The 20,212-nt window shown below is 58.6% G+C and carries 20 protein-coding genes; 17 read left to right on the top strand and 3 right to left on the bottom strand.

Going from position 1 to position 20,212, the window contains the following annotated elements:
- Positions 1 to 745: 745 nt before the first annotated feature.
- Complete coding sequence (locus K3169_RS18705; RefSeq protein ID WP_263267386.1) at positions 746 to 1,633, bottom strand: LysR family transcriptional regulator; 888 nt, start codon at positions 1,631 to 1,633, stop codon at positions 746 to 748.
- Between the two features lie 100 nt (positions 1,634 to 1,733).
- On the opposite strand from K3169_RS18705, the gene K3169_RS18700 reads away from it, so the two are divergent.
- From K3169_RS18700 to K3169_RS18685, 4 genes are all read left to right on the top strand, one after another.
- A complete protein-coding gene (locus tag K3169_RS18700; RefSeq protein ID WP_231676268.1) occupies positions 1,734 to 2,270 on the top strand; it encodes a GNAT family N-acetyltransferase in 537 nt (178 codons plus the stop codon).
- 170 nt (positions 2,271 to 2,440) lie between these two features.
- The gene (locus K3169_RS18695) at positions 2,441 to 3,517 is read left to right on the top strand and encodes an ABC transporter substrate-binding protein (RefSeq protein ID WP_099270832.1); all 1,077 of its coding nucleotides are present in this window, start codon (positions 2,441 to 2,443) and stop codon (positions 3,515 to 3,517) included.
- Positions 3,504 to 4,502, top strand: a complete 999-nt coding sequence (locus K3169_RS18690) for an ABC transporter permease (protein ID WP_263267383.1) — start codon at positions 3,504 to 3,506, stop codon at positions 4,500 to 4,502. Before K3169_RS18695 ends, K3169_RS18690 begins: the two co-directional genes overlap by 14 nt.
- Complete coding sequence (locus tag K3169_RS18685; RefSeq protein WP_263267381.1) at positions 4,496 to 5,290, top strand: ABC transporter ATP-binding protein; 795 nt, start codon at positions 4,496 to 4,498, stop codon at positions 5,288 to 5,290. Before K3169_RS18690 ends, K3169_RS18685 begins: the two co-directional genes overlap by 7 nt.
- A 33-nt stretch (positions 5,291 to 5,323) precedes the next feature.
- Here the strand turns inward: K3169_RS18685 and K3169_RS18680 are convergent, their stop codons facing one another.
- Positions 5,324 to 5,563: a hypothetical protein gene (locus tag K3169_RS18680; RefSeq protein WP_027900825.1), complete on the bottom strand. Its 240-nt coding sequence runs from the start codon at positions 5,561 to 5,563 to the stop codon at positions 5,324 to 5,326.
- Positions 5,564 to 5,817: 254 nt separating this feature from the next.
- On the opposite strand from K3169_RS18680, the gene K3169_RS18675 reads away from it, so the two are divergent.
- The gene (locus K3169_RS18675) at positions 5,818 to 6,471 is read left to right on the top strand and encodes a TetR/AcrR family transcriptional regulator (protein WP_263267379.1); all 654 of its coding nucleotides are present in this window, start codon (positions 5,818 to 5,820) and stop codon (positions 6,469 to 6,471) included.
- A 48-nt stretch (positions 6,472 to 6,519) separates the two neighbouring features.
- On the opposite strand, the gene K3169_RS18670 is transcribed toward K3169_RS18675, so the two are convergent.
- On the bottom strand, positions 6,520 to 9,285 hold the full coding sequence (locus tag K3169_RS18670) for a beta-glucosidase (protein ID WP_263267377.1): 2,766 nt from the start codon (positions 9,283 to 9,285) through the stop codon (positions 6,520 to 6,522).
- 482 nt (positions 9,286 to 9,767) lie between these two features.
- Here K3169_RS18670 and K3169_RS18665 point away from each other — a divergent pair, with 482 nt between their 5' ends.
- From K3169_RS18665 to gspD, 12 genes are all read left to right on the top strand, one after another.
- A complete protein-coding gene (locus K3169_RS18665; protein WP_027900822.1) occupies positions 9,768 to 9,995 on the top strand; it encodes a hypothetical protein in 228 nt (75 codons plus the stop codon).
- 98 nt (positions 9,996 to 10,093) lie between these two features.
- Positions 10,094 to 11,827: a type II secretion system ATPase GspE gene (gspE, locus tag K3169_RS18660; protein ID WP_027900821.1), complete on the top strand. Its 1,734-nt coding sequence runs from the start codon at positions 10,094 to 10,096 to the stop codon at positions 11,825 to 11,827.
- Positions 11,824 to 13,026: a type II secretion system inner membrane protein GspF gene (gspF, locus tag K3169_RS18655; protein WP_231676278.1), complete on the top strand. Its 1,203-nt coding sequence runs from the start codon at positions 11,824 to 11,826 to the stop codon at positions 13,024 to 13,026. Before gspE ends, gspF begins: the two co-directional genes overlap by 4 nt.
- 25 nt (positions 13,027 to 13,051) lie before the next feature.
- Positions 13,052 to 13,483, top strand: a complete 432-nt coding sequence (gene gspG / locus K3169_RS18650) for a type II secretion system major pseudopilin GspG (protein WP_027900819.1) — start codon at positions 13,052 to 13,054, stop codon at positions 13,481 to 13,483.
- Positions 13,484 to 13,492: 9 nt separating this feature from the next.
- Positions 13,493 to 13,930: a GspH/FimT family pseudopilin gene (locus K3169_RS18645; RefSeq protein ID WP_080238180.1), complete on the top strand. Its 438-nt coding sequence runs from the start codon at positions 13,493 to 13,495 to the stop codon at positions 13,928 to 13,930.
- Positions 13,927 to 14,304: a type II secretion system protein gene (locus tag K3169_RS18640; protein WP_122708769.1), complete on the top strand. Its 378-nt coding sequence runs from the start codon at positions 13,927 to 13,929 to the stop codon at positions 14,302 to 14,304. The genes K3169_RS18645 and K3169_RS18640 overlap by 4 nt, the downstream gene beginning before the upstream one ends.
- A complete protein-coding gene (locus K3169_RS18635; protein ID WP_122708768.1) occupies positions 14,301 to 14,921 on the top strand; it encodes a prepilin-type N-terminal cleavage/methylation domain-containing protein in 621 nt (206 codons plus the stop codon). The genes K3169_RS18640 and K3169_RS18635 overlap by 4 nt, the downstream gene beginning before the upstream one ends.
- On the top strand, positions 14,918 to 15,652 hold the full coding sequence (locus K3169_RS18630; RefSeq protein ID WP_095098762.1) for a type II secretion system protein GspK: 735 nt from the start codon (positions 14,918 to 14,920) through the stop codon (positions 15,650 to 15,652). The genes K3169_RS18635 and K3169_RS18630 overlap by 4 nt, the downstream gene beginning before the upstream one ends.
- On the top strand, positions 15,649 to 16,722 hold the full coding sequence (locus tag K3169_RS18625; protein ID WP_263267369.1) for a type II secretion system protein GspL: 1,074 nt from the start codon (positions 15,649 to 15,651) through the stop codon (positions 16,720 to 16,722). The genes K3169_RS18630 and K3169_RS18625 overlap by 4 nt, the downstream gene beginning before the upstream one ends.
- Positions 16,697 to 17,350: a type II secretion system protein GspM gene (gspM, locus tag K3169_RS18620; RefSeq protein WP_231673473.1), complete on the top strand. Its 654-nt coding sequence runs from the start codon at positions 16,697 to 16,699 to the stop codon at positions 17,348 to 17,350. Before K3169_RS18625 ends, gspM begins: the two co-directional genes overlap by 26 nt.
- Positions 17,347 to 17,871 (top strand): general secretion pathway protein GspN, encoded by a 525-nt coding sequence (locus K3169_RS18615; protein WP_027900812.1) that lies wholly within the window; start codon positions 17,347 to 17,349, stop codon positions 17,869 to 17,871. The genes gspM and K3169_RS18615 overlap by 4 nt, the downstream gene beginning before the upstream one ends.
- The gene (gene gspD, locus K3169_RS18610) at positions 17,872 to 20,211 is read left to right on the top strand and encodes a type II secretion system secretin GspD (RefSeq protein WP_263267368.1); all 2,340 of its coding nucleotides are present in this window, start codon (positions 17,872 to 17,874) and stop codon (positions 20,209 to 20,211) included.
- The last annotated feature ends 1 nt before the right edge of the window (position 20,212 follow it).

Raw genomic sequence — 20,212 nt, 5'->3', positions numbered from 1 at the left:
CGCAGTTCAGCCCGGCTCCCACATGAGATTGCGCTCGTGCGCAGGAACGGCTTCAGCCGGCAGGGCGTCGGGATATCCACCAAACATTCTTCGCCTGAAATACCGTCCTCCCGGCTAAAGCCGGTTCTACGGGATTGCATAGATCCGGTGGGAGATTCTATGTTGGCCTGCAAACACAAATCCGTGGGAGCGAATTCATTCGCGAAGGGGCCGGTACATCCGCAGTTGATGTATCGCTTGAAATGCCGCCTTCCCGAATGAAGTGGAGCGCCACCCCGGTCGGTCCCACAGGCTCATCATGAACCTGAAGCCTTACACAAATCCGTGGGAGCGAGGCTTGCCCGCGATAGGGCCACCACGATTCAGCAGGTTCAACGCGTCATCGTTCATCGCAGTTCAGCCCGGCTCCCACATGAGATTGCGCTCGTGCGCAGGAACGGCTTCAACCGGCAGGGCGTCGGGATATCCACCAAACATTCTTCGCCTGAATACCGTCCTCCCGGCTAAAGCCGGTTCTACGGGATTGCATAGATCCTGTGGGAGATTCTATGTTGGCCTGCAAACACAAATCCGTGGGAGCGAATTCATTCGCGAAGGGGCCGGTACTTCCGCAACTGATGTATCGCCTGAATACCGTCCTCCCGGCAGAAGCCGGTCCTGCAAGGTGAAGATGGCTGGCGAACCTGGCATTTCCCGCAGCGCCGAATTTCAAACCGTTCCTTTTCGGTTTCCGGGCGCCGTACCTTTACATCTCTAGCCGCCGCAACGCGCCAATCACCTCACGCAGCGCGCGATGGACCGGCTTATCCTGGCGCAGCACCAGGCTCAGGTCGCGGCTCAAAGGTGGCGTCAGGCTGCGGATTTGCAGGTTACGCTGATGGTGAGCAGTGGCCACCGCAATGCGTGGGACGATGCTGTAACCCAGCCCGGCAGAGACCATTTCCTTGATGGCTTCGATGCTGCCCAGTTCCATCACCGGGCTGGGCCGAACACCCGCTTGCTGGAACCATTGATTGATCAGCAAGCGCGTGCTGCTGCCCGCTTCGAACACCACCAGCGGCAAACTGCTCAGGGCGTCGGCATTGATCGACGGCTTCAGGCCGGTCTGGTCAGGGGCAAAAATTGCCACCATTTCGTCCTCCAGCAACGTCGTGAAGTGCAGACTACGACCCGCTGCAGGCAAGGTGACCAAGGCCAGATCAATTCGATTTTCTTCTACCGCCTTGAGGATGGCCTCGGTATTGCCGGTGCAAACCCGTACATCCAGCTTTGGGAACGCCGTGCGCAAGGTTTTCAGGACAGGCGGCAACAGATGAATGCAAGCGGTGGCGCCGGTGCCAATCACGACTTGTCCGGCAACGCCTTGAGCATGGCTGGCGAGATCCTGAAGCGCGTCATCAATCACCGAATCAATACGACCGATATGGCTCAGCAAGGTCAGCCCGGCAGCCGTCGGTTTCAAACGTTTGCCCACGCGCTCGATCAGGCGCAGGTTGAGGCGTTGTTCCAGCAGGCGAATATGCAAGCTGACCGCTGGTTGGGTGAGGTTCAGCGTAGTGGCCGCGGCTGAAAAGCTGCCCTGATGAATGACCTCGGAAAAACTGTTCAAGTGATTCAGATTCAACGCTTGCATGGCAAAGTTTTACTTATGCTGAGGATGATTAATCATAGCTTTATTAAGGTCTACAGGGTCGGCATGATTGCCGCACTTGCAATCGTTACCGAGAACGAAGATGAACCACGACCTAATCCTGCGCACCACTCGCGAGGATGACATGCCCGCTGTACAGGCTATCTATGCGCACCATGTGCTGACCGGCATTGCCAGTTTCGAACTACAGCCGCCGTCAGTGGAGGAGATGCTGCGCCGCCGTGCCGAAGTGTTGTCGCGCAAGTTGCCGTACCTGGTTGCCGAACTGGAGGGAGCGGTGGTCGGTTACGGTTACGCCACGTTGTATCGACCCAGGCCCGGCTACCGTTTTACGGCGGAAGACTCCGTGTATATGGCTGAAGGCATGGGTGGCAAAGGCATCGGTCAGGCACTGTTGGCTGCAGTCATCGAGCACTGCGTGCAGGGCGGCTGGCGACAAATGGTGGCGGTAATCGGCAATAGTGAAAACCATGGTTCGCTGCGGCTTCATGAAAAGCTGGGGTTTCGTCGGGTCGGGGTTTTTGAGTCGGTGGGCTTCAAGCACGGGCGCTGGGTCGACACAGTGTTGATGCAGCGAGCATTGGGCGATGGTAGCGGCAGCCTTCCGAATGATCAGTAAGACAGGCAGAGTCGATAGACTATTTGCATATTAGTTTAGAATTTAAATGCATTTTCGGAATAAATTATCCGGTGATAAGGTTTTAAACAGTCACTGGAAACCTTGAGAAAAGTTATAAGAAAGGGATTTCGGCTGACGGCCTGATTTATCACTTCTCAAGGAATACCTGCATGGCAGCTTTTGATCATCTCACCCGTCGTCGTTTGCTCGGTTTGACCGGCGTTGCCCTGGCCAGTCCTCTACTGGCGTCTGTTCCCGGTTTTGCCTGGGCTGCCGATGAGCATGCCGGGCACAATGCTGGCGGCGGTGATGCGGAGCCAGCAGGCACCGGGGAATTCATCAAACTTGCCGAAACGCGCAAACTCAAGCTGGCAGTCAATCTCAATGCCGTCTGCCTGGCGCCGGTGGTGATTGCCCATGGGCAGGGCTTTTTCACCAAACATAATCTGGACGTGGAACTGGTCAACTTCGGCAACTCTACAGAAGTGCTGCTCGAAGCCATCGCCACTGGCAAGGCGGATGCGGGGGTTGGCATGGCGCTGCGCTGGCTCAAAGCGCTGGAGCAGGGTTTCGACGTCAAGCTCACCGCCGGCACCCACGGTGGTTGCCTGCGTCTGCTCAGTGCCGTCAACAGCCCGGTGCAGAAGCTCGAAGACCTCAAGGGCAAGGCCATTGGCGTCACTGACATGGCCAGCCCGGACCGTAACTTCTTCTCCATCCTGCTCAAGAAGCACGGCGTTGATCCAGTGCGTGACGTCGAATGGCGGCTGTACCCGGCGGATCTGCTCGGCACTGCGCTGGAGCGCGGTGAAGTGCAGGCAGTCAGTGGCAGTGACCCGTTCATGTACCGCCTGATTCAGGGCGGCAAGGCCCGCGAACTGTCAAACAACCTGGTCGAGGAATACGCCAATCTCAGCTGCTGCGTTGTCGGTGTGACCGGCAAATTGGTGCGCGACGAGAAACGCGTCGCGGCGGCTTTGACTCAGGCCATTCTCGAAGCCCATGACTATTCCGTGAAAAATCCGGAAGTCGTCGCCAAGGGCTTCCAGGCTCACGCTCTGAACACTTCGGTTGAAGAAGTGAAAGCCATTCTTCACGACCACACCCATGGCCACCATGCGGTTGGCGCAGCCTTGACCAAGGAAATCGTCACCTACGTGACCGACTTGCAGACGGTTGAAGTGATTCGCAAGAGCACCGACGCCGTGGCGTTCTCTAAGGAGATTACCGCCGATGTCTTCAATTGAAGCCGCGCCGCACATCGCGGTGCTTGAGCGAGCACCTGCCAGGTTCTGGCGACAGGGGACGGTGGCCGTTGTCGCCTGGATAGGCGTCGGGCTGCTGATCGCTTATTTCCCTAACGCCACCCGCAACTGGCCCATGACTCAGGGGCTGGCCAATCTGTGCCTGGCGGTCGCCGCGCTGATCGGCCTGGCGGGCATTTTGGGTCGCTGGTTTGCCGCTGTGCAGCGCCGCGCCTATCCAGCAGGTGCCTGGCTGATTGCCTTGCCGGTGTTGTTGGGGATTTGGGAATTGCTGACCGCCAAGCTGGCCTTGTTGCCGGTGCCGTTTTTTGCGCCACCGCAGGCGCTGCTGGATGTGTATGTCGAAGACTGGCCGCGGCTGGCCGACAGCTTGTTTAACTCGGCGCTATTACTGGGCACGGGCGTGGCGCTGGGTGCCGTGACCGGTTTTGTTGCCGGTGTCGCGATTGGCTGGTCAACCAGCATCGGCTACTGGTTGCACCCGGTATTGCGCATTCTGGGCCCGGTGCCGTCCACGGCATTACTGCCGCTGTGCTTCTTCCTGTTCCCCAGCAGTTGGAGTGCCAGCGTGTTTCTCATCGCACTGGCCACCTGGTCCCCGGTCACGGTGCTGACCTGGTCGGGGGTTGCGAGTGTCGATAAGGCCTATTACGACGTCGCCCGGACGCTGGGCGCCAAACCGGGCTTTCTGATTTTCAACGTGGCGATTCCGGCTGCACTGCCTCACGTGTTCGTCGGCCTGTTCATGGGCCTCGGCGCGTCGTTCTCGACCTTGGTGGTGGCGGAAATGATGGGCGTGAAATCAGGCATTGGCTGGTACTTGCAATGGGCGCAAGGCTGGGCCGCCTACGCCAATATGTATGCGGCGTTGCTGATCATGGCGCTGGCCTGTTCCGGATTGATTTCGGGGCTCTTTCTCATACGTGATCGCCTGCTGGCCTGGCAACAAGGAGCCATGAAATGGTAGCTACTGCATCTGCTTCAACGGTTTCAACGTCAGCCGGGTTGACGTTGCGGATTGAAAATCTGAGTCATGGATTTGCGTTGGACGGTCAGCATCTGCCTGTTCTGGAAAACGTTTCACTGGACGTGGCTCCGGGCGAGTTCGTCGCCTTGTTGGGGCCGTCGGGATGCGGCAAGTCCACTTTGTTGCGACTGGTTGCCGGGCTGGAACCCGCTGACAGTGGAGCTTTGTTGGCGGATGGCCTGGCGATCAGCGGCCCCGATCCGAGCCGCGTGGTGGTCTTTCAGGACCCGACGCTTTATCCGTGGCGGCGAGTCTGGGACAACGTGGCATTAGGGCTACAAGCTCAGGGCCTGCTCAAAAGCCACTCCAGCAAAGTTGACGATGCATTGGCCACGGTGGGTCTCAGCAGTTTTGCCCGCGCTTATCCGCGGCAATTGTCAGGCGGGATGGCTCAGCGTGTGGCGCTTGCACGTGCGCTGGTCAATGAACCGCGACTGCTGATTCTCGATGAACCGCTGGGCAAACTCGATTCGCTGACGCGCATCACCATGCAAAAGGAATTGATCTATCTGTGGCAGCGTCAGGGCTACACGGCGCTGCTGGTGACTCATGACGTGGAAGAAGCCTTGCTACTGGCCAATCGTGTCATCGTTTTCAGCGACCGACCGGCCACCATTAAGGCGCAACTGACCATCGAGCGCCCTTATCCGCGCCATCGCGACGATCCGTATCTGGTCGACCTGCGCAAGCAGATTCTGGGGCTGCTCGGGCTGGGGGAGAGCTGGTAGCGGTTTTAGAAACAGTTTTCAGAAACGGGGCTTTTAGAAACGCGCCTGAGCAGAGTACTCCGGCCCGTCATTGAAGCAGGCCAGATCAACCAGCAGTGTTTCCCATTCCACGCCATCGACGAACTGGTCCAGATGCGCCTGACCCGCTTCGGCATCCGAAGCGGTGATGGTTTTTATCGTCTCTGGCTGAGGGGCGAGGCTCTCATGGGCTGGCGTTACTTTGATTGCGAGGCGAGACAGCAGCGATTCTTTGAGCATCAGTAGATAGGACATGAGCGGGTTCCTTTCTGAGGGCGTGAGTATCGGCTGCGCGCACTGTTATTGGACGAAACGCGGGTACAAGACGTTTAATTGGTGCGCCTTGTATGGCGATTGGTCCGGCCGTGCAACGAATAGCGGCCTGACACCTTGCTCTTGAAAATAACGTGCCAACCTGGAACGGGCGTTCAGTTTTAAGGCCGGGCAGGATGATTGCGACGGGTTGTCTTTGCCGGTAGGGTAGCCAGCTGTCTGGCAAGGAGCTTGAAATGACTCAGTTAACCCCGCCCGGAGTGGCGGATGCAGCAGCCGATCGACCTAAACAACGTCGCGCGCCAAAGGGCGAAAAACGCCGCGAAGAATTGCTCGATGCTGCTTTGCAGGTATTTTCACTTGAGGGGTACAGCGGTGCCTCGGTGGCTCAGGTGGCGGCGATTGTCGGCATATCGGTTGCCGGGCTCCTGCATCACTTTCCCAGCAAGATTTCGCTGTTGATGGGTGTGCTTGATCGGCGTGACAAAGCCAACAGCCGAATTGCCGAAGAAGTCCGTGCCGATAAAAGCCTGACGGGTTTGCTGGGCAGTTTGCGCGCGATCAACCGGTCAAATGCCTCGGCACCCGGTGTGGTGCGTGCTTTCACCATTCTCAACGCAGAAAGCCTGGTCGAAGGGCATCCGGCCTGGAACTGGTTTCAGGATCGCTACGAGTTGATTTACGGAAAGCTGATCGGACAATTTACCGATCTGGTCAATGCGGGAGAGGTGCGGGCCGATGTCGACCTGCCGGGACTTGTCCAGGAAATCCTGGCAATGATGGACGGTTTGCAGGTCCAGTGGCTGCGCTTTCCGGAGAAAGTCGATCTGGTGGAGCGTTTCGATACCTACATCGCACGGGTCGATGCAGCGATAAGAGTTCGTCCCTGAACCCGTCCGGACCTCGTGAGAGGTCCGGCTCTATCCCTGAATCAGCGCTTAGTTACCGCTTGCGCTGCCTTGAGTGGTGGTGTCATCGGTGGTGTCGTAGCCATCACCTTCGCTGGTGTCGGTGTCGCCGGTGCCTTGATCAAGCACGCCGCCGGTTTTGACTGCCGAATCACGCAGCGTGGAGTTCAGCGCCGAGCGTGGCAGCGGGTTGCTGGTGGTGGTCGACAGTTCCTGACGGAACGGATTGACCAGCTTGGCGTTCAGGCGGATATCCTGAGACGACGCGCCCACCGACAGGTTGAAGCTGTCTGCGTCCACAACCCATTGCTTGCTGTCCACGTCGTAGTAAGCCAGCGAGCGATCGTTGAGCTCGATGGTTACACGCTTGCTTTCGCCCGGCTTCAGGAACACTTTCTTGTAGCCTTTCAGCTCCTTGATAGCGCGCTCGACTTTCGGGTTCTGCTGGCCAACATACAGCTCGGCAACTTCGGAACCACCCACCTTGCCGGTGTTGGTCAGGTCGAACGACACCTTGATAGGCGTGTTGCCCACTGCGACACCCGGAGTAACGGTGATGTTGCTGTAGCCGAAGGTGGTGTACGACAGGCCGTAACCGAACGGATAGAGCGGCTTGATGCCTTTCTTCTCGTAACCACGATAGCCAAGGAGCAGGTCGTCCTTGTAGCTCATGGTTTTCAGCGTTTCTTCGTTGTCGAATTTCGGGAAGGTCGCGTAGATCGGGTTATCTTCGATGTTGCGTTCGATACTGATCGGCAGCTTGCCCGACGGGTTGACCTTGCCGAACAGGATTTCAGCCAGAGCCTGACCGCCGTTCTGACCCGGGTAGAACGCGTGCAGCGCAGCAGGAACCTGATCGATCCAGTCGCTCATCTTCAGACCGGTACCGCCGTGCATGGTCACCACGGTGTTCGGGTTGACCTTGGCGATGTTCTGAATCAGCTCGTTCTGGAATTCCGGCAGGTCGAAGCTGTGGTCGAAACCTTCACCTTCGTATTCGTTGCTGTTACCCACTGCAACCAGCACTGCATCGTACTGAGACAGATCCTGCGGAGCATTCAGCGAAGCCCAGCTCATTTGCACGCCAACCAGGCCGCCCATGGTGGAGAGGTAGCCGTTGCGACGCGAGTATTCCAGCTTGATGTCGTAAGCCTTGCCTGCTTCCAGGTTGACCTTGGCGAACACCGGAATGGTCGGCGGAATGCTGTTGTTCGGCAGCGGCTTGCCGTCACCGTTGTCCAGGACCTTCTTGCCGTTCACATACAGACGTACTGCGCCGTCAGCACGGATCTTGAACACCTGGTCGCCGCTGGTGGTCGGTGTGATCTGACCGGTGTAGCGAATCGAAGTGTTCGACGTGTCACCGCTGACTGGCAGGGTGTCAGTGGACCAGTCCAGATCAACGTGTTTGTCGGTACGGGTCGCCGCAGCATCACCGGACCAGTTGGCGTTGGTGAAGAACTCGGTTTTCAGGCCGCTGACGCTTTTGCCATCGCTGTCTGCGTGGCTCCAGGTAGTGGCGCTCGGGTCCAGCGACAGGCCGTCGATGAACTCGACCTTGGCGTTAGGTGCCAACTGCTGCAGACCGCTCAGCTCGCTGATGTAGTGGGCAGCCATGACGTTGGCGCTACCGAAACCGGTAGGCGGCGCGTACTTGGCCAGGGTGCCGACCACTGCGATCTTCTTGACCGTTTGCTTGTTCAACGGCAGCAGGTTGTTGTCGTTTTTCAGCAGCACGATGCCTTCACGCGCAGCGTTCAGGGCAACCTTGTTGCTGGTGGCGCTGTTCATGTTGTGCGCGGTCAATGGCGCTTTGCTGTCGAACTTGTACAGGTAGATCTGCTTGAGGATGCGGCGAACCTTGTCATCGATGGTCGCTACGTCCAGCTCACCGCTGTCCAGGTAAGGCTTGAGGATGGTGCTATTCATCTGATAGCCCATCATGTCCAGGTCGGTGCCTGCCTGAGCGGCGTTCAGACCGTGGACTACAGCGTTGTAGTCGCTCTGTACGAAGCCTGGATAGCCCCATTCTGTTTTCAGAATGTCGCGCATCAGGTGTTCGTTTTCGCAAGCGAACTCACCGTTCACTTTCTGGAAGGCGCACATCATCATCGCGACCTTACTGTTCTTCGAAGCGGATTCGAAGGCAGGCAGGGTCATTTCGCGCAGTACGCGCTCGCTGATGGTTTCGTCCAGGTTGAAGCGGTTGCTTTCCTGGTCGTTGGCTGCGTAGTGCTTGGCGTTCGCCCATACACCACGGGACTGAATACCGTTAATCACTGCTGGGCTGAGGCTTGCACCCAGGAACGGATCTTCACCGGAGAGGTATTCGAAGGCACGACCGCTGTAAGGCATGCGGTACAGGTTGACACCAGGGCCAGTCACGAACTGGTAGCCGCCGGTAGCGGTGTCATAACCCAGGGCGCGACCCAGATCGATGGCACGACGCGGGTTCCAGGTAGCAGCCAGGTTAGGACCGGACGGATAAACCACGCCCTGAGCGTTGCCTTCGCTGGTGTAACGAACACCGACGCCGCCGTCAGCACCGTGAATCTGCGGGATGCCATATTGAGTCAATGGCTTCACATCCCAACCACCGGTACCGCCGATGTAGGCCAGCTTTTCTTCCAGGGTCATTTTTTTCAGGGTTTTTTCTGCGGCCTTCTCGGCACGGCTTACCTTGCCTTCATCCAGCGAAGGGCTAGTGGCCGCGCTGGTGGCTGCGTGGACCTGTGATACTGCCAGCGCCAGCAAAGCGAGTGCATACTTTGCACCGATCATTTTCCGTTTGTTCATGTATTACTCCGACTACCAATTTTCAAGTTTTATGCTGTTAAAGGCTGCTAAATTCTGACTGCTCACGAACTTTAATTCGGGCAATACTTCACCTTCTTCGCGACTTTCCGAGTATTAATCTCAGCGCAATAGTTAGTGTTTTAAACGTGTATTTATATTGTAAGAATTATGTGTTTCGTGTCTTTACTTGATATCACTGTGGCATCACAAGATGGCACTTTGATTCGCGTTGGCGGCGTAATTAAGACAATTCTCGACCCGGAATGTCAAACAAAAGCTCGTTTTGAGTGAATTTTTGTTTTTTTTGCTTACAAATTTGAACTCATGCTAAACCTACTGGTCGATTGGTTTAAGAATTTTCGGCGAGCGATTCATCTTCGCTGCTGGCACGATGCCGAGGTTCCCCTTAGTTGCGGTTTAATGCCTCTGTTTTTCGGTGGGTATTGCGTAGCTATTTATTATTATTTTGCGGGAGATAGTTTATGAAGTTGCCTCTTATTGGTGCGGGCGTGGTGTTGGGTTTTGCACTTACTGGTGCTGCAATCGCTGCTGAAGCCACCGATGCCGATGCGAAGTCGGGTGCTACCGATTCCACGGTGCTGACCCAGACTCAAGACGCCAAAGTGTTGAAAAAACAGCAAGCCCAGACCACCAAAGGCGGTCGTCCTCTCGACGCCACCAAAAACAATTCGCAAAAAACCTCGAATTGATGGTCTAACCGTTTTTCTACCGGCCTCCTGATTGATCCCGATTCGGTCAAGAGGCTGGTACCCTTGCTCCTTCGATCTGTACAGATGCCCGCACCTATATGTCCGCCCCCGTCGATACCTCCCGATTAGTGATCCCCGATGCCGAGCAGGTTTGCGCCTGGTTGATGGAAAATGCCGGTCTGAAGACCGTTGATCTGGAACGTGCCCGTCGTCTGGCTCAGGAATCGGCTCAAGAGTCCGAATCCGCAGAGCTGCTGGGCTTGCTGACCCGATTGGGTCTGGTCTCCGAATTTGAACTGGCCCGTGCCTGGGCGGCTCTTCTTGATGCGCCGCTGGTGCTGGCCGAGTCCGCGCCGCCGCTGCTGGACCCGTTGCCGCCGTTGACCGAGCGCTTCATGCGTCACTACCAGATCGTGCCGCTGGGCTGGAGTGACGGTGGCTTGCGCGTGCTGGCGGCCAATCCGCATCTGCTGTATCCGTTTCAAGCCGTTGCATACGCCTGCGATGTGCCGGTCTTGCTGTCGGTCGGCCCCCGTAATGAAGTCGAAACCCTCATTGAGCGTTATTACGGCCAGGGTCGCTCAGCCATGGGCACGCTGATCGAGAACCTCGACGAAGAGGGCGGCTCGCTTGAGGACATCGAACACCTGAAAGACATGGCGTCCGAAGCGCCGGTGATTCGTCTGGTCAACCTGATCCTGCAACGGGCCGTCGAGCATCGCGCCTCCGACATCCATATCGAACCATTTGAAAGCCAGCTCAAAGTCCGTTACCGCATCGACGGTGTCCTGCACGAAGCCGAAGCGCCGCCGTCCAGTTCATCGGCGGCGGTGATCTCGCGGGTGAAGATCATGGCCCGGCTTGATATTGCCGAGCGTCGGCTGCCTCAGGACGGGCGGATCATGCTGCGTATTCAAGGTAAGGAGCTCGACTTGCGGGTTTCTACCGTGCCCACCAGTTTTGGTGAGTCGGTGGTCATGCGTCTGCTGGATCGGCAGACCATCAATTTCGACTTCCCGAGCCTGGGCTTCGACGGCGAACGCCTCGACGAATTTCTTGAAGTACTGGAACGGCCTCACGGCATCCTGTTGGTGACCGGTCCGACCGGTTCCGGTAAAACCACCACGCTTTACACCGCGCTGTCCCGGCTGAACACCGCCGAACGCAAGATCATCACTGTTGAAGACCCGGTGGAGTACCAGCTCGAAGGCATCAACCAGATTCAGGTCAAGCCCGCTATCGGTCTGGACTTCGCTGGAGCGCTGCGTTCCATCGTGCGTCAGGACCCGGACGTGATCATGATTGGTGAGATGCGTGACCTGGAAACCTGCCGCATCGCGATTCAATCCTCGCTCACCGGTCACCTGGTGCTCTCGACCCTGCACACCAACAGTGCGGCGGCGAGTATCACCCGTTTGCTGGACATGGGTGTCGAGAGTTACCTGATTGCTTCCACCGTGAACGGTATTCTGGCCCAGCGTCTGGTGCGTCGTCTCGATCCTGCGACTCGCGAAGCGTTTGAAGCACCGCCTGAATTAATAGAAGAGCACGGACTTGATCGTTTTACTGACGAACGTCCAATCATGCTGTACCGTCCACGCCCCGATGCGCCCGGTGGTGGCTATCGCGGCCGTAGTGCCATCACCGAATTGCTGGTGATGAACGAAGAATTGCGCAGCCTGCTGATGCGTCATGCCGATGCGTCGACGCTGGAGCAAGCGGCCCGTCGTGGTGGTTTACGGACCCTGCATGAAGAAGGTTTGCGTCAGGCAGTGGCCGGTGTCACCTCTCTTGAGGAAGTCTTGCGGGTGACCCGCGGGGAAGGTAATTGAGCCTGTTTAAATATCGCGCCCTGGACAGTCAGGGCGTTGCTCAAAATGGCACCCTGGATGCCAAGGATCAGGACGCGGCCGTCGCTGTTTTGCAAAAGCGCGGCCTGCTGGTCCTGCAAATCGACCCTGCCGGTATGGGCGGCCTGCGTAATGCACTCGGCCGCGGCATGCTCAATGGTGCGGCGCTGGTGAGTTTTACCCAGCAACTGGCAACGCTGCTCGGTGCCGGTCAGCCTCTGGAGCGCTCGTTGGGCATCCTGCTCAAGCAGCCCGGCCAGCCGCAGACCCGGGCGTTGATCGAGCGCATTCGCGAACAGGTCAAGGCCGGTAAGCCGCTTTCGGCAGCACTGGAAGAAGAGGGCACGCAGTTTTCTTCTCTTTATATAAGCATGGTTCGTGCGGGCGAGGCGGGCGGTGCGCTGGAAAGCACCTTGCGCCAGCTAAGTGATTACCTGGAGCGCAGTCAGTTGCTGCGCGGCGAAGTGATCAACGCGCTGATTTACCCGGCGTTTCTTGTTGTGGGTGTGCTGGGATCTCTGGCGTTGCTGCTGGCCTACGTGGTGCCGCAGTTCGTGCCGATCTTCAAGGATCTTGGCGTGCCGATCCCGTTGATCACTGAAGTGATCCTCGGCCTGGGTGAGTTTTTAAGTGCTTACGGGCTGGCGGTGTTGGCCGGGTTGATTGCCTTGATCTGGTTGGTGATGGTGCGCCGCAAGGATCCGGCCCGACGTGAACGTCATGATCGTCGTCTGCTGGGGATTCGCATCATCGGCCCGCTGCTGCAACGTATCGAAGCTGCTCGTCTGGCGCGAACATTGGGCACACTTCTCAATAATGGCGTTGCGTTGTTACAAGCGCTGGTCATTGCTCGTCAGGTCTGTACTAATCGCGCGCTGCAAGCGCAGGTCGCGCAAGCCGCAGAATCAGTGAAAGGCGGCGGCACGCTGGCCAGTGCCTTTGGTGCCGAGCCGCTGTTGCCGGATCTGGCCCTGCAAATGATTGAAGTCGGCGAACAGGCGGGCGAACTGGACAGCATGTTGCTCAAGGTCGCGGATGTATTCGACATCGAGGCCAAGCGCGGCATCGACCGGATGCTCGCGGCGCTGGTGCCTGCTCTGACCGTGGTCATGGCCGGGATGGTGGCAGTGATCATGCTCGCGATCATGCTGCCGTTGATGAGCCTGACCAGCAATATTTGAATTTTCGAAAGAGGAAACGATTGTGATGAGTTTCAGCCGTAAACGCTTCAAACCGGGCCGCAGACAAAACGGCTTCACCTTGCTGGAAATGCTCGCGGTTATCGTGTTGCTGGGCATTGTGGCGACCATTGTAGTGCGTCAGGTCGGCGGTAACGTCGACAAAGGCAAATACGGTGCGGGCAAAGCGCAACTGGCCAGCCTGTCGATGAAGATCGAAAGCTACGCGCTGGACGTCGGTTCGCCGCCTAAAACCCTGCAGCAACTGGTGGAGAAATCCGGCAATGCTTCCGGCTGGGCTGGCCCGTATGCCAAGCCTTCGGACCTTAAAGACCCGTTTGGTCACGCGTTCGGCTATCGCTTCCCGGGCCAGCACGGCACGTTTGACCTGATCTTTTTCGGCCAGGACGGCCAGGCAGGCGGCGAAGGCTACAGCGCTGACCTGGGCAACTGGGAATAATCACCGATCATGAACAGTCGTGCTGCAAGCCGTGGTTTTACCCTGATGGAAATGCTGGTGGTCATCGTTTTGATGAGTATCGCCATTGGTCTCGTAGGGTTCGGTTTACAGCAGGGCCTGAGTGCGGCGAAAGAGCGCCAGACTGTCGGGCAAATGGTCAACGCTTTACGCGCAACACGGGTCAAGGCGATTGTCACCGGGCAACCGGCGCGTACCGTTTTTGATCTCAGGTCGAAAGCCTTCCAGGCCCCGGACCAGCGTATTCATCACTGGCCGCCGGAATTGCAGGTGACTTTGCAGACGGCTGCGGAGATGGGCTCGACTGTCGAGTTCTACCCGGACGGCGGTTCCACCGGCGGCAACCTGACTCTGGTTAATGGTGATCGGCGCTGGCGCATCGACATCGGCTGGCTGACCGGCAGCGTGCAGTCCAAGGCGTTGCCATGAACGGCGGCAGCCAGGGTGGTTTCACCTTGCTGGAAATGCTTGCAGCGCTGACCGTGATGGCGGTGTGCAGCAGCGTGTTATTGGTGGCCTTTGGGCAGAGCGCACGGTCCTTGCAACAAGTGTCGCACAGCGATCGCCTGACACATGCGGCGCGTACGATCCTGGATCAGGAAGCTGCCGGTCCGCTGGAAAGCGGTACACGGCAAGGCGTTCTGGCGGGCGATATCAGCTGGCAGCTGGATATCCAGCAGATGCCGGGACGCAACGGTCAGGCCCGAATGTTCCGGCTGGACCTTGACGTACGTGAGCATCAGCGCCGGGCACAGTTCAGCACACTCAGGTTACGTGGCGCAGTCACCGGAGCCGGATCTTGAGACCGGCTCAGCGTGGTTTCACGCTGCTGGAAATCATGTTGGTGCTGAGCCTGCTGGGTGTATTGCTCGTTCTGGTGGGCGGCGCGATGCTCGGTGCCAACCGGGCCGTGCTCAAAGCCCAGCGTTACACCACCAGCCTGGACGAGATGCGTGCGGCGCAGAATTTCCTCCGAGATTCCATTGGTCAGGCATTACCGCTGGACAGTTCGGAAGACGACAGCGAAAGTAGCGGCTTTTTTGTCGGCTCAAGCCAGCGCCTGCAATTTGTTGCCACGTTGCCGGGGGAGCTGGGCGGCGGGATTCAGCTGCACACCCTTGAGGTAAAGGGTCGGGAGTTGCAGGTCGCTTTCGCGCAGATTCTGAGCACAGCCGATGGCACCACTTCCAGACCGTGGGGCGACCCGCAGGTGCTGGCGCGTAATGTTGAGTCGTTGAGTTTGAGCTACCGGGGGGTCACACCCAAAGGTGAGCCCACTGGCTGGATGGCCGACTGGCCCTGGCCAACGCGCCTGCCGCGAGCGGTGCGGATCGACGCTAAGCTCAACGGCCCGGTGCCATGGCTGACTGAAGTAGTGGCGCTGCGGCTGGATTTGTCTGGTGGAGCGGGCGGCCAATGAGGGCGGTACCCGATAAACAGCGCGGTGTCGCATTGCTGCTGGTGTTATGGGCTTTGGCGCTTCTTAGCCTGTTACTCGGCAGTCTGGCCAGTTGGGTGCAACTGGAAAGTCGCCAGGCATTGTGGGCCCGGCAACACACTCAGGCGCATTTGGCAGCAGAGGCTGGTCTGGCGATGGCAGTCAAAGGTTTGAGCGATCCGCTGGAACGTAAACGCTGGATCGCCGATGGCCGGGAAGTTGCATTGCGCTTTGATGATGCGCAGTTGCGGATCAGGGTGCGCAGCGAGCGCGGCAAGCTGGATTTGAACAGTGCAGTGGCGGGTGACATTGCCCGTCTGGCCCAGGCTTGCGGTGCCGGGAAAGATCAGGCTGCGGCCATGGCCCAGGAGATTGAAAGCCGTCGCGGTTCGGGTTCGCCGCCGCTGCGGGTGATTGAAGAAGTCAGGCAATTACCGGGCATGACTCAGGCGTTGTATCGCCAGATGCTGCCGGAAGTGACGTTGTGGAGTGGGCTGGACCGACCTGAACCGGCTTTTGCATCGCCGTTGTTGCGGCGGGCCTTGAACCTGCCAAACCAGAGCGCGGTGGGTAGCGATCCGGGTGAAGTATTGATGATCGAAAGTTACGCGCAACGCCCCGGCGGTTTCCATGCCGAGCTACAGACCACTGTTTTATTGAGCCCATCGGAGGGAAGCGCACAGCCTTATCGGGTCCTGCGTTGGCAAGAATGAATCGACTATTTTCAGCGCGGCAGATGACCTTGCCTGCGCCCTTACTGGCCCTTGCCGAGCGTATCGCCCAACAGTGGCGCGGCAGCCTGCTGCAACGCGGCTGGCAATTGTGGCTGGCGGAACTGCGGGCCTGCATGCCCGAGAAACTGCAGCGGCTGTTGATTCACGACACGCCGGAGCACTTGCATGCCTGGCCGTTGGTGGGATCGTTGCCGGTCCTGCCTGCAAACGTACAACAGGTTTTACTGCTGCCGCCGTCAATGGTGCTTGTGCAAAGCCTGCAACTGCCTCTGGCCGCTGCCCGGGACCTGAACACCGTGGTTGGTTATGAACTGGACCGATTTACGCCGTACGATGCCTCGCAGCTGTACTTTGTTGCCCGGCAGGACAAGCGCAGTGGCGCCTTTATTCATGTCACGCTGGTAGCGATTCTGCGCGAGCGGCTGGTTGCGATTCTCAATGAATGCGCAACCCTCGGCTTGCAGCCGCACGCCGTGGATGTGGGCAGTGATCACGCGTCTCGTCTGGGTGTTGACCTGCTACCCGCCCCGTTGCGTCCTCGGCAAAAAAGCAATGGTCTGGGCCTGCAACGCAAACTCCTGTGGCTGTGCGGCGGCCTGTTGATCGTCGCCATGTTTCTCTGGCTCAACAGTCGCCAGCAATTGCTGGAAGAAATGCAAAGCACCGTCCAGGCACAAAGAGCCCAGGTCGCGCAGATTCAGAAAATCCGTCAGCAACTGACCAATACCCGCGGTGCCGCCAGTTACCTGATCCAGCGTAAAGCCGCGCAGCCGACGTATGCATCGCTGCTCAGCGAACTCACGGCTTGCCTGCCGCGTGACACCTGGATCGACCAACTGGAAATCACCGACAGCGCCGAAGTTTCGTTTTCCGGGCAAAGCGCCAAGGCCAGCGCCCTGATTGCCCGGGTGAAAGATTGCCACAGTCTGGACAACGCACAATTTCAGGGCGTCATTCAGCCTGACCCACAAACCGGCAAGGATCGTTTCTCGCTGCGCGCCCATTTGCATCAGGAGGCCGCAAATGCGCCGACCACTGACCAGCCGTGAACGTCGCGGTGCCGCGCTGATCGTATTGGCGCTGGTGCTGTGCTTCGCCTATTGGCTGCTGATCGACAGCTGGTTCGCCGGGCCGCTGCGTGAAATCGATGCTCAGGCCGACCAGCTACGTGAGCAGCAACAGCGCTACGCGGGCTTGCTGAGCCAGGGCAACACGCTGAAAAAGCAACTTGAACAGGCCCGTAACGATCCTGCCAGCAGCACCAGCCTGTTGCCCGGCGATGATCCCAGCGCCGTGGCTGCCGATTTGATGCAGCGCATCGCCGACCTGATCAACAGCCACGCGAGCACCGGTGGCGGCTGTGCATTGACCCAGCGCATGCCGATCACTCCGGAACAGGACAGCGCCGAGCCGTACCGCCAGGTCAAAGTCAGCCTGACCCTGGAGTGCGCCATCGAGCCATTGACCGCGATTCTGCACGAGCTGGAATACCAGCGGCCGTTTCTCTTTGTCGATGAAATGAGCGTGCGCCGTGGCGCCGATGCGCCGGTTAAAGGCGGGGCTGGCAAGCTGGTCGCGCACTTACTGGTCCGTGGTTATCTGCAACCGGCAGGCGTTGAAGTTGAAGAGGCGTCCGAAGCTCAAGACGCGCCCGACACTGAAGAGGATGCCCAATGATCGGTTCATTGCGCTCCACCGAATGGGGCTTGCTCGGTCTGGCGGCCGTTCTCGGTCTGGTCATTACCGCAATTGTCAGCGGCGCTGCCAATTCCCCGGACTGGTTGCCGGCACAGGCTCCGCGTTCGCAAAATGACAAAGCCGGAAAATCGCTTGTCGCCCCGAGTGCTACGCTGCAAAGCCTTGCGCAAACCTGGCAGGCCCCGCTGTTCAGTACCGACCGCACGCCGGATCGCTCGGTTGGAAAAGCTCAGGCATCCAGTCTCGCAGGCCTGACGTTGACCGGTATCATGATCGACGGCGAACTGCGCGTTGCCTTGATCAAACGTACTGACGGACCACCACTGAAAGTGCACCAGGGCGAGTCACTGCCCAACGGCTGGAAGCTGGAAAAGCTGACCCCCATGCAAGCCGATTTTTCTTCCGACGGTCGCACTCAAAGCCTGGCGCTGCGTGCGCTGCGTTTGCCGCCGCCGTCTAAAACACCACCGATTTCTCTTCCTCGCGAGTCCACCCAGTAAATGGCTACTTCTTCAGGCGTTCGTCAATTCCCTCGCTTGCGCACTCCAATGTTGTGCCTGGCCACAGCTGTCGCCCTCGGCGGTTGTGCCACAGCGCCCAACAATTACGATCAAGACAGCGACATGTTGCGCGAGGCCCTGAACGGCACCGGCTCGCAACGTCCGCCGGTTGATCCGCGCAGTGAGCAGGTTCCGCAGGAAGCGTCGCAGCCTCAACCCGCCATAGCGCCTACCCGGCAGTTGATCCGTGGCAACCAGCAATTCGTGCGCAAGCCGACGTCCGCGTCGCCATCTTCGGCGCCTGCAGGTCGTAACGCTGAAGTCGGTGACATCGTTTTCAACTTCACCAACCAGCCCATCGAAGCCGTGATCAACAGCATCATGGGCGACCTGCTGCACGAGAACTACAGCATTGCTCAAGGCGTTAAGGGTGAGGTGAGTTTTTCGACCTCCAAGCCGGTTAACAAGCGGCAAGCGCTGTCGATCCTCGAGACGCTGCTCTCCTGGACTGACAACGCCATGATCAAGCAGGGCGATCGCTACGTGATTCTGCCCGCCAATCAGGCGGTCGCGGGCAAGCTTGTGCCGGAAATGACCGTATCCCAGCCCGCAGCCGGCATGTCGGCGCGGCTGTTCCCGCTGCGCTATATCTCGGCTACCGAGATGCAGAAACTGCTCAAGCCGTTCGCCCGGGAAAACGCCTTCCTGCTGGTTGATCCGGCACGCAACGTATTGAGCATGTCGGGTACGCCGGATGAACTGGCCAACTATCAGGACACCATCGACACTTTCGACGTTGACTGGCTCAAGGGTATGTCAGTAGGTGTGTTTGGTTTGCAGCGCGCCTCGGTTGGCGAGCTGATGCCAGAACTGCAAAAAATGTTCGGCCCCGACAGCGGCATGCCGTTGGCGGGCATGGTGCGTTTCCTGCCCATCGAACGGACCAACTCCGTGGTGGCGATTTCTTCGCAGCCGGAGTACCTGCGTGAAGTGGGTGACTGGATCCGGACCATCGACGAGGGTGGCGGCAACGAGCCGCAAATGTACGTCTACGATGTGCGCAACATGAAAGCCACCGACCTCGCCAAATACCTGCGCCAGATCTACGGTAACGGCGCGATCAAGGATGACTCTGCGGCCAAGGTTGCACCGGGTCTGCGCACCCGCTCGCTCTCATCATTGAGCTCAGGTGGCACCTCCAATGGCATGAACAACAGCACCGGCGGTTTCGGTGGTGTGGGCGGCATGGGCAGCAACAGCAGCGGCATGGGGATGGGCAACAACCAGAACCAGGGCATGGGCAGCGGCGACGAAGAGCAGGACAGCGAAAGCAGCGAAGAAAACCTCGACAGCGAATCCGACACCAGCGCGGAGCAGGGCGGCGGTACCGGCAACACGCCCAAGGGCATCGATGCCAGCACCCGTATCACTGCACAGAAGAGCAGCAACCAGTTGCTGGTCCGTACCCGCCCGGCGCAGTGGAAGGAGATCGAAGCGGCCATCAAGCGCCTCGATAACGCGCCGCTGCAAGTGCAGATCGAAACGCGGATTCTCGAAGTCAATCTGACCGGCGACCTTGATCTGGGAGTGCAGTGGTACCTGGGCCGTCTGGCGGGTAACACTGGCACCACCAACATCAATAATGCCTCTGGCAGTCAGGGCGCATTGGGCGGCGGCGGCCTAGGGGTTCAGAACTCCTCGCTGTTCTACTCGTTTGTCAGTAGTAACTTGCAAGTCGCCCTGCGTGCCCTGGAAACCAACGGCCGCACCCAGGTGCTGTCCGCGCCATCTCTGGTGGTGATGAACAACCAGCAGGCGCAGATCCAGGTCGGCGATAACATCCCGATCAGCCAGACCACGGTCAACACCATCAACTCCGATACCACCCTGAGCAGCGTCGAATACGTGCAGACCGGTGTGATTCTGGATGTGGTGCCACGGATCAATCCGGGCGGTCTGGTGTACATGGACATCCAGCAGCAGGTCAGTAATGCGGACACGTCTACTATCACCGATACGCAGGCCAATCCGAGCATTTCGACCCGTTCGGTGTCGACTCAGGTTGCCGTACAAAGCGGCCAGACAGTGCTGCTAGGCGGTCTGATCAATCAGAACAATTCCGAGACCACCAGCTCGATACCGTATCTGGGCAAGATTCCCGGTCTGCGCTGGTTGTTCGGCACTACCAGCAAATCCAAGGCGCGCACCGAGCTGATCGTGCTGATAACGCCACGTGTGATCACCAGCAGCAGCCAGTCCCGTCAGGTGACGGATGATTATCGTCAGCAAATGCAGTTGCTGCGTCCGGAAAGGGTCAGCCACACCGGCATCGATGATTGAT

The organism is Pseudomonas phytophila, from assembly GCF_025643095.1.
Lineage (GTDB): Bacteria > Pseudomonadota > Gammaproteobacteria > Pseudomonadales > Pseudomonadaceae > Aquipseudomonas > Aquipseudomonas quasicaspiana.
This window is presented reverse-complemented; position numbering and strand designations above follow the sequence as displayed.

Excerpts from the sequence above, each read along its gene's own strand:
- K3169_RS18640 (WP_122708769.1), top strand. The coding sequence starts at position 13,927 with ATGAACGGCGGCAGCCAGGGTGGTTTCACCTTGCTGGAAATGCTTGCA.
- K3169_RS18705 (WP_263267386.1), bottom strand. The coding sequence starts at position 1,633 with ATGCAAGCGTTGAATCTGAATCACTTGAACAGTTTTTCCGAGGTCATT.
- K3169_RS18615 (WP_027900812.1), top strand. The coding sequence starts at position 17,347 with ATGATCGGTTCATTGCGCTCCACCGAATGGGGCTTGCTCGGTCTGGCG.
- K3169_RS18700 (WP_231676268.1), top strand. The coding sequence starts at position 1,734 with ATGAACCACGACCTAATCCTGCGCACCACTCGCGAGGATGACATGCCC.
- K3169_RS18685 (WP_263267381.1), top strand. The coding sequence starts at position 4,496 with ATGGTAGCTACTGCATCTGCTTCAACGGTTTCAACGTCAGCCGGGTTG.
- K3169_RS18625 (WP_263267369.1), top strand. The coding sequence starts at position 15,649 with ATGAATCGACTATTTTCAGCGCGGCAGATGACCTTGCCTGCGCCCTTA.
- K3169_RS18680 (WP_027900825.1), bottom strand. The coding sequence starts at position 5,563 with ATGTCCTATCTACTGATGCTCAAAGAATCGCTGCTGTCTCGCCTCGCA.
- gspE (WP_027900821.1), top strand. The coding sequence starts at position 10,094 with ATGTCCGCCCCCGTCGATACCTCCCGATTAGTGATCCCCGATGCCGAG.
- K3169_RS18645 (WP_080238180.1), top strand. The coding sequence starts at position 13,493 with ATGAACAGTCGTGCTGCAAGCCGTGGTTTTACCCTGATGGAAATGCTG.
- K3169_RS18670 (WP_263267377.1), bottom strand. The coding sequence starts at position 9,285 with ATGAACAAACGGAAAATGATCGGTGCAAAGTATGCACTCGCTTTGCTG.
- gspG (WP_027900819.1), top strand. The coding sequence starts at position 13,052 with ATGAGTTTCAGCCGTAAACGCTTCAAACCGGGCCGCAGACAAAACGGC.
- K3169_RS18665 (WP_027900822.1), top strand. The coding sequence starts at position 9,768 with ATGAAGTTGCCTCTTATTGGTGCGGGCGTGGTGTTGGGTTTTGCACTT.
- K3169_RS18675 (WP_263267379.1), top strand. The coding sequence starts at position 5,818 with ATGACTCAGTTAACCCCGCCCGGAGTGGCGGATGCAGCAGCCGATCGA.
- K3169_RS18630 (WP_095098762.1), top strand. The coding sequence starts at position 14,918 with ATGAGGGCGGTACCCGATAAACAGCGCGGTGTCGCATTGCTGCTGGTG.
- K3169_RS18690 (WP_263267383.1), top strand. The coding sequence starts at position 3,504 with ATGTCTTCAATTGAAGCCGCGCCGCACATCGCGGTGCTTGAGCGAGCA.
- K3169_RS18695 (WP_099270832.1), top strand. The coding sequence starts at position 2,441 with ATGGCAGCTTTTGATCATCTCACCCGTCGTCGTTTGCTCGGTTTGACC.
- gspM (WP_231673473.1), top strand. The coding sequence starts at position 16,697 with ATGCGCCGACCACTGACCAGCCGTGAACGTCGCGGTGCCGCGCTGATC.
- gspD (WP_263267368.1), top strand. The coding sequence starts at position 17,872 with ATGGCTACTTCTTCAGGCGTTCGTCAATTCCCTCGCTTGCGCACTCCA.